We start from the raw sequence: 12,064 nt of genomic DNA, 5'->3' as shown, positions 1-12,064 counted from the left end.
GACCGGCACCGAGGCTGCAAAGAGCCGCACCGCCGCCGCTGGCGTGCCCCCGGGGGTCTTGGCCTTTCTTGGCACTGGCGCATCCGGGAGAACCGGCTGCGGACGGCCGAGATGCGCCCGGGCCTCAGTGAGAAGATCGGGAAAGCGGGAGATCCCGGTTCGCTCGCGGATGATGTCGAGAAGATCGCCATGCTCGCCCGTGGCGCCATCGGTGAACTTGCCGGCCGCGCCCGGCCCGGAAACGGGCCCAGTCAGGCGCACGAAGAGCGACCGGCCGGGATTGTTCTGCAGATCACCCACAATCCAGTAGGATCCCTCCCGCCGTCCGGCGGGAAGGTAGGCGCGACACACGCTCTCGGCATTTTCCGCAAGAGCGCGGATCACATCTTCGGTCTCGGAATACATGGCTCAACAACCTCTGCGTGCATGTAGACCTGTGACGGAACAACGTGCAAGCAGACGATCCAGCACTTTGACCCCGCTTGCGTCCGTGGGGGCAAACAGCCGCAGCTTCCAGCTGATGATCTCCGAGAAGAAGCCATCGGCCTTGAGCCGGTCCTTCGCCGCCTCGGTGAAACCCGACAGCTCGATCCGGTTCACCCCCATGACGCGGGAACGGTACAACTCCATCCCATCGGCCAGCCGCACCACGGTCTTGCCCTCGAGAACGAGGGCATGGACCTGGGCCGCCGTGAGCTGCGGCGCGTCGGCGGCGAGCGTGGTCGCGACCCAGGCGGGCGAGACCCGGCGACCGATGATGCGCTGACCGTCATCAGTCTGCAGCCGGTAGACGCGGGTCTCGTCCTGGGGGAGCTGCTTCCAGATCGGCAGCAGCAGCCCCGCCACGATGTGCAGGGTGGACTCGCTGAACTCCGGTACCTCGGCCAGTTCCGCGGTCCAGGCGGCAGCGAAGGCTGCGCGGTCTGCTTCCAGCCAGTGGGTGTCCTCCATCATCCGGGCTGGGACGGTGCTGGCCTCTGTCGGCCGGATCAGCCGCAAGCGGGGCTCGATGGTGCCGTCGTCCAGCATCAGACTGGTGGCGGGCACCTGCACGGCTGCACGGCCCGAACGGCTGTTGATCAGCAGCCGCGCCGTCGGGTCGTCGAGCCAGTCCAGCGCATCGACGAGGGAGGTCGGCGTGTTGCGCCGCTTTTCCGCGATGGTGAGAAGCTGGGTTTCCGCACCGGAGCCGGTATGGGTGTAGATCACCCGCGCGTCCGTGACGCGGAAGCTCTCGGCTCGCAGGGTCTCTAGCCCGAGGTCATAGACCCCGGCGGCGATGGCGCCCTCGATCCGCTGGTCGAGGAGGTCCTCGAAAGCCGCGAAGAGTACGGCCTGCATGTCGATCGTCAGCGCGAGCAGGCGATTGAGGAAGGTCGTGATCGGCGGCAGGTCGTCCTTCAGCCCATTGTCATCGGTCAGGCTGAGACCGGTCGCATCCTCGAAGGCCCCGAGCGAGCAGCCCACTACGTCGCCGCGATGGATGCGGCGGTAGAGCTGACGCAGGGCGTCGCGGGCATAGGGGCTCTCGAGGTTGTCCTCGGGCCGGAACAACCCCTGCCCGCCGGTCTGGCGCTGACCGCGCGTGATGGCCCCGAGCGTGTCGAGGCGGCGGGCGATGGTGGAGAGGAACCGCTTCTCTGCCTTCACATCGGTGGCCACCGGCCGGAAGAGCGGAGGCTGAGCCTGATTGGTGCGGTTGGTGCGGCCGAGGCCTTGAATGGCGGCATCTGCCTTCCAACCGGGTTCCAGCAGGTAATGGACCCGCAGGCGCTGGTTCTTGGCCCCGAGATCGGCGTGATAGCTGCGCCCCGTGCCGCCGGCATCCGAGAAGATCAGGATGCGTTTGGCGTCATCCATGAAGGCGGCGGCTTCCGCGAGATTGGCAGATCCTGCGCGGCTTTCCACGACAAGACGGGCGGCATGACCTTCGCCCTTTCGCACGATCCGACGCGACCGGCCCGTCACCTCGGCCACGAGGTCGGTGCCGAAGCGTTGCACGATCTGATCCAGAGCCCCCGGCACGGGTGGCAGCGACGCCAGCTTCTCGATCAACGCGTCACGCCTGCGTACGGCCTCGCGGCACTCGACCGGCTGGCCGTCACGCACCACGGGGCGCGAGGAGAGATTGCCCTCACTGTCGGTGAAGGGCTCATAGAGCTGCACCGGGAAGGAATGCGCGAGGTAGTCCAGGACATACTCCCTGGGAGTGATGTCACAGCGGATGTCGTTCCATTCCTCGGTCGGGATCTCCGACAGGCGGCGTTCCATCAGCGCCTCTCCCGTCGAGACGATCTGGATGACGGCAGCATGGCCATCCGCGAGATCGGCGTCGATGGCAGCGATCAGGGTCGGCGTCTTCATCGAGGTCAGCAGGTGACCGAAGAAGCGCTGCTTGGCGCTCTCGAAGGCCGAGCGGGCGGCCGACTTGGCTTGACGGTTCAGCGTGCCGTTCTCACCGGTGATGTTGGCCGCCTCCATCGCGGCGGCGAGGTTGTTGTGGATGATGGCGAAGGCCCCGGCATAGGCATCGTAGATGCCGCGCTGCTCGGGGGTCAGCGCATGCTCGAGCATCTCGTACTCGACACCGTCATAGGAAAGCGACCGGGCGGTGTAGAGGCCAAGCGACCGCAGGTCGCGGGCGAGGACTTCCATCGCGGCGACGCCGCCGGCTTCGATGGCTTCGACAAACTCTCCGCGCGTCGCGAATGGAAAGTCTTCCCCGCCCCAGAGGCCAAGCCGCTGCGCATAGGCGAGATTGTGGACCGTCGTGGCCCCAGTGGCGGAGACATAGACCACGCGGGCATTGGGCAACTTGTGCTGCAGACGCAGGCCCGCCCTACCCTGCTGCGAGGCCTCGGTGTCCCCACGCTCGCCCTTGGACCCGGCGGCATTCGCCATCGCATGGCTTTCGTCGAAGAGGATAACCCCGTCGAAATCCGCCCCAAGCCAGTCCACAATCTGGTCGACGCGGGACTTCTTGGCGCCGCGTTCCTCGGAGCGCAGCGTGGCGTAGGTGGTGAAGAGGATGCCCTCGGCAAGCGGGATGTCGCGGCCTTGCGCAAAGCGCGAGAGAGGCGTGACGAGCAGCCGTTCCTGACCGAGTGCCGACCAGTCGCGCTGCGCATCCTCGAGAAGCTTGTCGCTCTTGGAAATCCAGAGCGCCTTGCGGCGGCCCCGGGCCCAGTTGTCGAGCAGAATCCCGGCAGACTGGCGACCCTTGCCCGCGCCAGTGCCGTCGCCGAGGAAGAAGCCGCGACGGAAGCGCACCGCGTCCGCGGCATCGTCGGGCGCGGCCGAGACCATATCGCCGGTTTCATCGACAGTCCAAGACCCCGCGAGCTGCGCGTCATGCGCCTCGCCCGCGTAGATCACGGTCTCGAGCTGCGCGTCGGACAGCAAACCATCGCGTAGCACGGCGGCGGGCAGTTTCGGACGATAGGAGGGTTTGGGGGGCGCAACGGATGCCATCGCAGCCGACTGCACCAGCTTTGTCGGGTGCGGGGCCGCGCCGGGGATGTCGATCGCCTGTAGACGGAAGGTCTCGTAGATCGCATCGGACAGGCGCGCAGCGCCGAGGTCGTCCGCCGTCTCACGCAGGGTGTAAGCGAAGTCTTCTGCATCCGATGTGGAGACTTTCGCGGCGGCGCTGGCCGACGGCGTTGCACGCGGTTTGCCAGCCATTATGCCAGACGCTCGGGCAGGAATTCCCGAAAAGGGGGACGTCGAGCGGGATCGAGCGACATCGCCCGCAGCCAATTCGAGGCGCGGAGGGACCTCGGCTACAATCCGGGCGAGGAGCTGCGCCACGTCGGATGACATGGGCCGGACGAGATCAGCGGTGATCCCACCCCGTTCGCCGCGGCGGCACTTGTCGAAGACCGAGATCCGCGTCTCGAAGCTGGTGCCGTGTTTGGCGAAGGCCGAGCCCGAGACAGCTCCGGTGAAGACCAGATGGGAAGACTCGGTCAGGCGGCCGAAGGTCTCGGACCAGGCGGGGGCATCCGGCGCGAAACCGGCGCCGGTAATGGCCACGAGCCGACCTCCGGGCACGAGACGCGCAAGGGCCGAGCGCAGATGCCGCGCCGTCGCATCGGTGCTGCGGACATCGACATTGGCCACAGCCGAGAAGGGCGGGTTCATCATGATGACGCTGGGGTGCAAACCCGCGTCGAGGTGATCGTCGATCTGTGCGGCGTCGAAGCTGGTGACCGGGCACCCGGGGAAAAGGTGGCGCAAAAGCTCGGTGCGCATGTCGGCGAGTTCGTTCAGCGCGAGGCTACCGCCCGCGATCTCGGCGAGGATCGCCAGAAGCCCGGTTCCGGCCGAAGGCTCGAGGACCAAGTCGCGCGGCGTGATCTGCGCAGCGGCCAGGGCCGCAATGCCCATCGGCAGCGGTGTCGAGAATTGCTGGAACCGCTCCATCTCCTCCGAACGCCGGGTATGCGTCGGCAAGAGGCCCGCCACCTTGGCGAGGATCGGCAGCAGTGCCGCAGGTGAGCCCGCCCGGGCCAGCAGCGCGCGGCCGAATTTGCGCAGGAAGAGGACCAACGCCCCCTCACCCGCCTCATAGGCAAGCTTCCAATCCCAGGCACCATCGGCATCGGAGCCGCCAAAGGCGCGCTCCATCTCGAGGCGCAAACGCAGCGCGTCGATCTGGAATCCTTGGGCGAGATCGGGCAGCAGCGCCTCAGCAACGGCGAGGATCGCAGGCGCGGGAACGCGAGATGGAACGGGAACGGGGGGCGCAACGGGTACGAGATAGGTCATCGGGAAGCTCCGGAATGAGGGAAAGGTTCAGGCCCGGACACCCTCTCTCGGGCACCCTCAGGCCTGATCTTCCCCCGGCCCCACTCTTCCTCTCGAACCGGTGCGTTCCGTTCGCTTGGCTTGAATTTGTTCTCTTTATGTTCTATATTGGAAGCTAAGCCAGCAAGGGAGTTTCCCGATGGACAGCACCACGCACGCCCTGCCCGCGACGCCGAAACAGATCGCCTATGCGCGCTCGCTGGCCCTGCGCAACCAGACGCTCCTGCCCTGGGAAGTTCAGCAGGACCGCCGGTCGCTCAGCGCCTGGATCGAGGCACAAGCCCAGCTGAAACCGGTCTCCGACATGGACCGGTTGCCGACCTCGAAGCAGGTGGCCTTCGCGGAGAAACTCGCCCGCATCAAACGGCGCGCCGTCCCGGAGGAATGCTTCCGCGACAAGGGGCTGATGTCGAAGTGGATTGACGGGAATAAGTGACAGGACTCGTTCTGCAGTACCGTCGCGAGAACAGATTAGAAACGACCGCGAGCCTCGAGAGGCGAGTCTTGGAAAAACTCAGCGAAAAGCAAAATGCCGTCATGGCTGACCGCCGTGTCACCGCCAAACTGTACTTGGCGGGGAAGGCATCTCTTCAAATCTTCTTGGATTTCCGTAAGTAGATGTATAAAAAGCGAAAACCCGCGAGGACCTGTAACGGCTGTCGCGGGCTTCTGAGAGTTTGAAGGCCTTACTTTGCCTTCGATTGCTCTCATATATGGGCATCACCGCACGGCTGTCAAGCGCAGTCTGACAGCACAAGAACAGTTGATCGAGGCGTTAAACACTTGGTAACAAATATAATTTCTCAGGAACGCCTCACGAAGTACCTCATTGCTGCTGGTCATAACCCTAAGCGCGCCCTCGCTCTCTATGGCTGGAATATTCAACTCAGCGAGGCTTTCTTCCCAGTACTGAGCGCGGCCGAAGTCAGCTTGCGGAACATAATCGTCGCGCGCCTCAACACGCTCTATGGCGCGCAATGGTGGGACGACCCTGCTTTTCTTCTGCAAATTAAAAGTAGTGGCAAGCGTATTGTAAAAACTGCACGCGACAAACTCGTCACAACGGGTGCTGTTACCTCAGGTCGCATGACTGCAGAACTAAATTTTGGTTTTTGGGTCAATATGTTGCTGCCAAGGCACGAACCTATATTCTGGACAAATCTGCACGCTGAATTTCCAAATCTACCGGCGTCTGTTTCATATGCACAGCTATACAAGCGGTGTGACGATGTACGAGAGTTCCGCAACCGCGTTTTCCACCATGAGCCTATTCTTCATAGAAATATCACCGCCGAGTACAGTCAGATCATGGAACTCATCAAATGGTTGAGCCCAGACAAGGCTATCTGGATCAAGCAATACTCCCGGGTCATGGTGGTCGTTCGGCAAAAACCATGAGTAAGGCTCAGCCTTACCCAGACACTGACCAGCAGTCTTCTGACTGAGACAAGATAACCTCACCCGAACCGCCGCCCGGCTTCCGTGAAGGTGTACTCGTTCACGATGATCCCCTCCTCGATGGCCTCGTCCGAGGTCAGATGGTCGTATTCAGCCTCAAGCTGACGGTAGAGCCAGCGGGCCAGATCACGCAGCGCCTCGGTCACGATCTCCTCGGCGTCCTGGGTCGGCGGCTGCCAGGACGGGCTGTCGCGGGTGACGTCCACCGACATGGTGTATTCGTGGTAGTAGCGCCCGCGATGGCTGACCTCGGCGGCGAGCTGGTAGAAGTTCCGCCGTTGGATGGCCTGCAGCCGGTCGGCGATGCCATGCAGCGTCGCGTCCGTGGGCGCGTAGTCCCGAATGCGGGCGCCCTTGGCATGGGACCAGTAACCTTCGAAGCAGGCTCCGTCTCCTTGGCTGCAGAAGCCGGAAAACCAGATGCAGGGCTTGGCACGAGTCCCGCCGCCCATCAGGCGGACGGGAGTGGTCTTCAGGCGGATGCCGAGGATTTCGCAGACCCGCTCGAAATCCTCATAGACCGCGTCCCACCAATCGTCGTGGGGCCCAAGCTCGCGATACCAGCTGCGCGCCTTTTCCTTGGCGGCATCCGAGAGTTCGGGGAACTGGTAGACCGTTGTGCAGATGATTTCAGGCATCGACGTCCTCCCCGTTCAGCGCGGCGGCCAGCCATTCTTGCGTGCTGGTCCAGCCAATGGATTTGCGCTCGCCGAGATCGATGACATGCGCGCCACCGCCAAAAGCGTCCAGGCGGGGACGGGAACAGGTCAGGGCATACTGGAAACCCCAGAGACCAGTGAGGTCGAGCTCTTCGGCAAGGCGCAGCACAAAGCGGATAACCGCCTCGACATCGCCGTGCTCGTCGTCATGAATCCAGAGGCTGCTGCCCTCGAGCGCATCCTGACGCACGAGGTCAAAGCCTGCGACCGCTGGTTCGTCGGCGTCCTGATCAGCTTCGCGCAAGCTCTGGAACAGCGCGAGCGCGCGGGCGGCCTTGTCGGGGGTGCCGACGTCGAGCAGGCAAGAGAAATGGGTGAAGTAATCCGCCATGGGGACCTCCTGAATGGGGAAGACCCGGCCGAGAGGCCGGGCGCTGGATTGGGATGAACGGGTGGCTGGGGGCGATCAGTCAGTTGGCGTGTCACCCGCCGCCTGTCGCGCGGCATGTGCACGGAGCATCTGCCGGTAGAAGCGCTTGCGCGCCGCCCGGAAGCCGCGCACGGCGCCCGTGTCGGGGTGCAGCGCCCGAACCGCTGCCCGCAGGACCGCGAAGGACGAAGCCGTCGCCGGCAGGCCGAGGCGCTGATAGGCTGGATCGGTCATCTCAGCCGACCCGGACCACGGGCGAGGTGCGATGTGGGTCGACCAGCGCTTCGATCCGCTCAGCCCGACCCATCCAGGGCTCGGGTCGAATGGCCTTCACCCAGTCGGCGAAGCTCGGGATGAAGCCGAGGTCCTCCTTCACGTGCTGTTCGCCGACCCAGCGGGTCGGGATGATGCGCCCGGTCGAGAGAGTGAGGGTCGGACCGAAGATCGTCTCGGCCATAAAGATGCCCTCGGCATGGTGGCGCAGCGCCCGGTGCCGGAAGTCGGCCGTGATCTCCTTGCTCTGGTCGATTATGTGGACAGCATGCCGACGGTGGCGTTTTGCCCTATGCTGACCGTTACGACCCACAAAACCATCGAGGCGCAGATGTTCAAACTGACAAGCGCCGACGGTGGCGCGACCATTCTTGTGACAGATATGGACGGCAACGCAGTCGACCCAATCTGCAGTTTTGCCGGCTATCTGGGGGCGAAGGCGTATTCGCCGAACACCGCCCTCGCCTATGCACGCGACCTCATTCATCTCTGGACCTTTCTCTCAACCCAAGGAATTCACTGGACCTCCTTCTCCCCCGAACTCTCGGCCGCATTCCTCGAGTACCTCCGGTCGGTACACGCCAACCGCAAGCGCCGGGATACTTCGATCAGACTCGTGGTCAGCGAGGGGGCGGCCGTTCGGCAGGGCCTTTCAGCCGCCACGATCAATCGCATCCTCGTGGCGGTCGACGCCTTCTATCGCTGGGCGATTTTCACAGGAGCCTTCAGCGGGCCAAACCCCATAGTCAGAAAGCAGGACCGGACTTCATGGCGGGTGAGCGACCGACACAAACCTTTTCTGGCAGGTATTTCGCGGCATAAGCCTGAGATCCGGGAACTGCGCCTGAAAACCGTGCAGCGGCTCCCCCGACCTATGAGCCAACATCAAGTTGAAGGCTTGCTGGCCGCCGCCCGCAATCTCCGCGATCGCAGTCTGATCTTGCTCATGTTGAACGGTGGCCTGCGCCCGGGGGAGGTCCTTGGATTGCAGCTCACCGATGTAAGCTACGGGCGTCGTCGCATCTTTGTCCGCTGCCGCGACGATCATCCAAAGGGCGCGCGATCGAAGTCCCGCGTCGAGCGCGTCGTCGATTTGCACGATGGCGAGACGCTGGAAACACTGAACACTTACGTCATGCATGAGCGGCCTCACGATGCTGAAGCGCCGTTCGTTTTCCTCGTGGGCGGGGGTGGCGTAAATCGTAGGGACCCATTGTCCTACTCTGCACTGGCCCGTCTTTTTGCCCGTGCCTGCGACCGCGCCGGGATCCGAGAACAATGGATGACCCCCCACGCACTCCGCCACACCCACGCGACCCGCATGTGGGAGGCGGGGATGCGAGAGCTGACACTGCAGAAGCGCTTGGGCCACGCTTCCCCGGAATCGACGAGGATTTACACGAGGGTCTCCGATGCCGTGGTCGTGACCGAATACCGGCAAGCCCTCGGCCTTGATTGCTCGACACGGGGTGAAGACGGAGATGCGCCATGAAGAAGACCTCTCCTATATCCGAGACCATTTACCCCCGCCCCAACAAACATTCACACGAGGCTGACTATGCAGCTTTTCTGGCGCGCATTCCGATGGACGACAGTTTTCGGCGCCAACGGCTGCTTTACCGATCTAGGTTTATCGAGAGCTGGCCGGATTTTAACGACTGGTTCTCCGCCACCCTGCCGATCAGGATTGGCCGTCTGAGCGGCGACACGCAGGCACACCCGACTTATCCGGTCAGTTTTCGGGCGCGCAATTACCTGTACTACGCCGCCATGACTGACTGCATCCGGCTGGACTACGACTTTCTGTTTGCCGTCGGGAACATGCGCGTTGCTGAGACGATGACACCCCTAGGCGCCTACACTGGTTTGGACCGGTTGGTCGCGCAAAGCGAGCGGATTGGCTATTCCTCAGCCAGCATGCGGGCATCGCTTCACGTCATCCTGCCCCGGCTCGCCATGCACACCGGCATCCGCTCCTTCGATGATCTCCGACAGCGCCACCTTGACGAGATGATGGCCGGAGTCGAAGCGTTCGCGACGCGCAGCGACACCCACTTGTTCCGAAAGGAAGAGGAGGGCTTCCCAACCGGCTTTCTGCGCGGTTGGCACAACCTGACCCGGCGGCTGCAGCTTCTCCTTTTCCACAACGGAAATGATGTTGTCCGCCCACAGATCATACAGGACAAGCGCAAACCGGTCCCATCGCCTCGACCTGATCTTCAGGCCTGGGCGGATCGCTGGGTTGCGAATAGGCAGCTGACCTTGGCGCGCCCGACGGTCGACCACTTAGCCGTGTCGATGCGCCACTTCATCGGTTACGTCGCGGGCTTGCAGCCCAAGGTTCAGACCTTTGCGGACATCACGCCCGACCTCTTCAACGATTACCTGCGCCATTTGCAGCACGACGTCGCGCCTCGAACCGGCGCGCCACTTTCCATCACTGCCCGGCGCGCACGAGCAGGTGCTGTTGCCAGATTTCTCGCGGACGGCGCAGCTTGGGACTGGCCGAACTTCCCCACACGCCCGCTCCTCGACCCAAGTGACTTGCCGAAGCTGGCGCAACGCGTGCCGCGGTTCATACCCGACGATCAGCTTTCGCGTCTGATGGAGCACCTTCCGAAGATCGAATGTGCGTTGCAGCGTGCAGCACTTCTGGTTGCGCGCTGGTCAGGGGCAAGAAGGGGAGAAATCGTCCGTCTCCGTCTGGACTGTCTGGATCGCTATCCCGATGGCACCTATCGCCTACGAATTCCCGCAGGAAAAACGATGCGGGAGCGCCTTGTTCCGCTCCACGATGACGCTGCCGCGGCATTAAGCCAGGTGATCAAGAACCGTTTGGACGCCAATGACCGACCGATCAGGGACGATAGGACTGGCGAGATGGTCCGATATGTCTTCTATCGGCGCGGCGGACGGATTTCGCCAGATTACTTGATGCAGGCGCCCTTGAACCAGCTGTGCACGCTGGCAGGGCTCGTCAATCATGACGGCCAACCCACTATCAGCACTCACCGGTTTCGCCATACCGTAGGCACGCAACTGGCCGAGCGCGGGGCGAAACTGCACACGATCATGAGCGTTCTTGGTCATCAGACCCCTCACATGTCGATGGTCTACGCTAGGATCAGCGACACCGAGGTGCTGCGCGATTACCGCAGCGTCTTGGGACCTGGCGAAATGATTGCCGGCCCGGGCGCAGAGGCGATCCGCGCAGGCAAGCTGTCGTGCTCGGCAATCGACTGGCTGAAGTCGAACTTCATCAAGACCGAACTCGACCTCGGCCATTGTCTTCGCCTGCCCTCAGAGGGGCCTTGCGAATGCGACCTGTATCTCAGCTGCGCAAAATTCGTGACCAGTAAGGCCTATGCTGGTCGGCTTCGAGACCGGAGAAAACTCGAAATAGCGCTTGCAGCCGATGCAAAAGAACGGGGCTGGTCGCGAGAAGTCGAACGGCACAACGGCATCGCAAACCGCATCGAAAGGCTCTTGCTAGACCTGGATGAACCAATTGAAGGATGAACTCTTCCGCGGCCCCGCGATAGACCACAGGGACCTCCCCGCCGTCCGCACCGCCAGCGCTTTGATCCGCGCAGTGCGGACGGCGGGGCCCCTCCTATGGACTATCGCTACCCCATGCCTAGAGAAAACACTTGCCTGTCCAGATAACATCTAACCAGGCATGCACAGCCGTGAAATCGTCGACCGTGCCGCCCCATTTCTTCACCGAGGACAGGGCGTGGTGATGTGCCATCGCCGCCCCCTCAGAATTCGTGCGTGGTGAGTTCGGACGAGGTGAAGCGCTCGTTGAACTCGAGGTGGATGCAGCGGGCCGCCGCGTCGAAGCAGAACTCGCCCCAGGCGCCGTCGTTGTTCTCCCAGCCGCCATGGGTGTCAGACAGGAAGTCGTAGGCCAGCTGCTCGACGACATCCTCCAGCGAGAGCTGCCGCATTTCGACTTCGGGGTCGTCCCAGGTCAGCGCCGCGTATGCGATCTCGGTCGCGGGGAAATCGACAGCGGTTTCACCGGACCATGCGCCGATGCTTTCGATCTGGCCGCTGTCCCCGGCACCGTCGAAGCTCACGGTGACATGGGTGATGCCGGCGGCCAGAAGGCCATCAAAGAGGCGATCCTTGTTGCCGGGGCGCAGCGCGTCGATCCGGGCCGCACGCGCTGCATGCGCCGCGAAGATCTGGGCCATGTCGACGGTCGATGGTGCCATTGGCCGCGTGAGGGTAGGTTCCGTCAGGGTCATTGGGTGTCTCCAATCAGGGGAAGGGATCGAAGCCGGGCCGGACGATCTCTCTCCCCCGGACAAGCTCCAATTCCCCCCTGCCCTCCGTATCCGTCCGGTCTGACTGGCGTTGACTTATTGAGGTGTCCAGTTCCAGGGCATCAGTTCGTCAATATGGGGCATTTTGTGATCTGCGACGCGGG

9 protein-coding genes and 3 pseudogenes are annotated in these 12,064 nt (G+C 63.1%); 4 read left to right on the top strand and 8 right to left on the bottom strand.

The window, feature by feature from the left end; genetic code table 11:
• Positions 1–405: pseudogene (locus tag ACFQXB_RS20110) on the bottom strand (DNA primase); the annotation flags it as partial.
• Between the two features lie 3 nt (positions 406–408).
• Positions 409–4,770: a strawberry notch-like NTP hydrolase domain-containing protein gene (locus tag ACFQXB_RS20105; RefSeq protein ID WP_377406983.1), complete on the bottom strand. Its 4,362-nt coding sequence runs from the start codon at positions 4,768–4,770 to the stop codon at positions 409–411.
• A gap of 178 nt (positions 4,771–4,948) precedes the next feature.
• On the opposite strand from ACFQXB_RS20105, the gene ACFQXB_RS20100 reads away from it, so the two are divergent.
• Entirely contained in the window at positions 4,949–5,245 is a 297-nt protein-coding gene (locus ACFQXB_RS20100; protein ID WP_377406982.1) for a hypothetical protein, read from the top strand.
• 347 nt (positions 5,246–5,592) lie between these two features.
• Positions 5,593–6,207: a hypothetical protein gene (locus tag ACFQXB_RS20095; protein ID WP_243785327.1), complete on the top strand. Its 615-nt coding sequence runs from the start codon at positions 5,593–5,595 to the stop codon at positions 6,205–6,207.
• A gap of 59 nt (positions 6,208–6,266) precedes the next feature.
• Here the strand turns inward: ACFQXB_RS20095 and ACFQXB_RS20090 are convergent, their stop codons facing one another.
• The 4 genes and pseudogenes from ACFQXB_RS20090 to ACFQXB_RS20075 all read right to left on the bottom strand — a co-directional run.
• Positions 6,267–6,905 carry an antitoxin of toxin-antitoxin stability system gene (locus tag ACFQXB_RS20090; protein ID WP_377406981.1) on the bottom strand — a complete coding sequence of 213 codons (639 nt, stop codon included), beginning with the start codon at positions 6,903–6,905 and terminating at the stop codon, positions 6,267–6,269.
• Positions 6,898–7,317: a hypothetical protein gene (locus tag ACFQXB_RS20085; protein ID WP_377406980.1), complete on the bottom strand. Its 420-nt coding sequence runs from the start codon at positions 7,315–7,317 to the stop codon at positions 6,898–6,900. The genes ACFQXB_RS20090 and ACFQXB_RS20085 overlap by 8 nt, the downstream gene beginning before the upstream one ends.
• Positions 7,318–7,392: 75 nt before the next feature.
• A complete protein-coding gene (locus ACFQXB_RS20080; protein ID WP_377406979.1) occupies positions 7,393–7,590 on the bottom strand; it encodes a hypothetical protein in 198 nt (65 codons plus the stop codon).
• A gap of 1 nt (position 7,591) precedes the next feature.
• Positions 7,592–7,897: pseudogene (locus ACFQXB_RS20075) on the bottom strand (DUF6915 family protein); the annotation flags it as partial.
• On the opposite strand from ACFQXB_RS20075, the gene ACFQXB_RS20070 reads away from it, so the two are divergent.
• Positions 7,829–9,121: a tyrosine-type recombinase/integrase gene (locus ACFQXB_RS20070; protein WP_377406978.1), complete on the top strand. Its 1,293-nt coding sequence runs from the start codon at positions 7,829–7,831 to the stop codon at positions 9,119–9,121. The pseudogene ACFQXB_RS20075 and the gene ACFQXB_RS20070 overlap by 69 nt on opposite strands.
• Positions 9,118–11,148: a tyrosine-type recombinase/integrase gene (locus tag ACFQXB_RS20065; RefSeq protein ID WP_377406977.1), complete on the top strand. Its 2,031-nt coding sequence runs from the start codon at positions 9,118–9,120 to the stop codon at positions 11,146–11,148. The genes ACFQXB_RS20070 and ACFQXB_RS20065 overlap by 4 nt, the downstream gene beginning before the upstream one ends.
• A 148-nt stretch (positions 11,149–11,296) precedes the next feature.
• Here ACFQXB_RS20065 and ACFQXB_RS20060 read toward each other — a convergent pair.
• Positions 11,297–11,380: pseudogene (locus tag ACFQXB_RS20060) on the bottom strand (DUF6915 family protein); the annotation flags it as partial.
• Between the two features lie 10 nt (positions 11,381–11,390).
• Entirely contained in the window at positions 11,391–11,882 is a 492-nt protein-coding gene (locus tag ACFQXB_RS20055; RefSeq protein ID WP_377406976.1) for a DUF6878 family protein, read from the bottom strand.
• Positions 11,883–12,064: the final 182 nt, after the last annotated feature.

The organism is Halodurantibacterium daqingense, from assembly GCF_042666235.1.
GTDB classification, from domain to species: Bacteria; Pseudomonadota; Alphaproteobacteria; order Rhodobacterales; family Rhodobacteraceae; genus Halodurantibacterium; species Halodurantibacterium daqingensis.
Note: the sequence above shows the minus strand (reverse complement) of the source record. Positions and strands in the feature narration are given on the sequence as shown.

Coding starts and splice junctions, on each gene's coding strand:
- ACFQXB_RS20055 (WP_377406976.1), bottom strand. CDS start 11,882: ATGACCCTGACGGAACCTACCCTCACGCGGCCAATGGCACCATCGACC.
- ACFQXB_RS20085 (WP_377406980.1), bottom strand. CDS start 7,317: ATGGCGGATTACTTCACCCATTTCTCTTGCCTGCTCGACGTCGGCACC.
- ACFQXB_RS20080 (WP_377406979.1), bottom strand. CDS start 7,590: ATGACCGATCCAGCCTATCAGCGCCTCGGCCTGCCGGCGACGGCTTCG.
- ACFQXB_RS20090 (WP_377406981.1), bottom strand. CDS start 6,905: ATGCCTGAAATCATCTGCACAACGGTCTACCAGTTCCCCGAACTCTCG.
- ACFQXB_RS20105 (WP_377406983.1), bottom strand. CDS start 4,770: ATGACCTATCTCGTACCCGTTGCGCCCCCCGTTCCCGTTCCATCTCGC.
- ACFQXB_RS20070 (WP_377406978.1), top strand. CDS start 7,829: ATGGTGGCGCAGCGCCCGGTGCCGGAAGTCGGCCGTGATCTCCTTGCT.
- ACFQXB_RS20100 (WP_377406982.1), top strand. CDS start 4,949: ATGGACAGCACCACGCACGCCCTGCCCGCGACGCCGAAACAGATCGCC.
- ACFQXB_RS20065 (WP_377406977.1), top strand. CDS start 9,118: ATGAAGAAGACCTCTCCTATATCCGAGACCATTTACCCCCGCCCCAAC.